This is a genomic window from Methylobacterium tarhaniae, assembly GCF_001043955.1.
In the GTDB taxonomy this organism is placed as follows: domain Bacteria; phylum Pseudomonadota; class Alphaproteobacteria; order Rhizobiales; family Beijerinckiaceae; genus Methylobacterium; species Methylobacterium tarhaniae.
The window spans coordinates 1-1,104 of record NZ_LABZ01000387.1; the positions used below are offsets into that span (position 1 = coordinate 1).

Consider the following 1,104-nt stretch of genomic DNA (forward strand, 5'->3'; position numbering starts at 1 on the left):
GGGCGGCGGTGGGGGGGGCAGCAGGTCGGCGGCGAGCGCAGGCGCGCCGAGCAGGCCGAGCCCGAAGGCCGCGACCGGGATGCAGTGACCGAACCGTGCCATAGGGCGCCCTTTCCTGCCCCTGCGGCTCCTCAGCCGGGGCGTGCTTCGCGAGTGTCGCGGCGGGCCCATCGGCCCGATAAACAACAATTGCATCTGAAGGTTAGCGGCGGCTTAACCCTAACCGTCGATCGCTGCGCCTCCGGCGCGGCGAGCGCCGGAGTGCCGTGCAGGCCTCAGTACTTGCGCACCAGCGGCACCATGGGAGGCGGCGGCTCGTAGGCGGCGGCCACGACCGGCGCGCCGAACATCCAGCGCATGCCGAGCTTGATGTCGTGAGCCTCGATGTCCTTGACCTTGATCGGCGTCAGGGTGCTGCCGCAGAAGCAATTGAGCACGCCGGTGCTCGCCTCGCCGAGGTTCAGGTAGCGATAGGCCAGTTCGAGCTTCAGGTTCGGCGTGACGGCGTAGGACAGGCCGGCATGGAGCGCCCAGGCGAAGTTCGTCTTCGTCTGGTTCTTGTAGGTGCCACCGCTGATGTTCTGGTAGCCGAACGGGCCCGCCTCGGGATAATCGGCGTAGGTGTAGCTGCCGGTGATCAGGCTCGACTCCGACAGGCCGGAGAAGTGGTGGAACGCCGCGCCGACGCCTGCGCCGATGAACGGCGTGATGCCGTAATAGGTGCCGAGATCGGCGTAGCCGTTCACCAGGACCACCGCGGCCGAATAGTTGCCGTTGGTGGTCTCGAACGTGTTGTCGTGGTGATCCCGGCGCAGGCCGACCTCGTCGTAGGTCGAGTAGTTCGACTTGATGCGGTCGTTGGTGCGGAAGCCGCTCGAGAACCGGTACTCGCCGGTCACGTCGCCGCGTAGCCAGGAATTGAACTGGTAGCCGAGGCCGATACCCGCGAAGCCCCCGCCGCCGAGATCGGTGTTGTAATAGTCGACCACGTCCGGGCTCGGCACGGTCGACAGCTTCGGACGGGTGTAGATGCTGGCGCCGACATCACCCCGCAGGTACCAGTCCGCCCGCGAACTCGTACCGGCGGGGTGATGTCGGCGCCAG

Annotated in this window: 1 protein-coding gene; it reads right to left on the reverse strand. The window is 67.1% G+C overall.

The genetic code is table 11. The features are described 5' to 3' along the window. Positions 1-275: 275 nt before the first annotated feature. Positions 276-1,104, reverse strand: an 829-nt coding sequence (locus VQ03_RS30180) for an outer membrane protein (RefSeq protein ID WP_157064330.1), incomplete at its 5' end; no start/stop codon positions are given.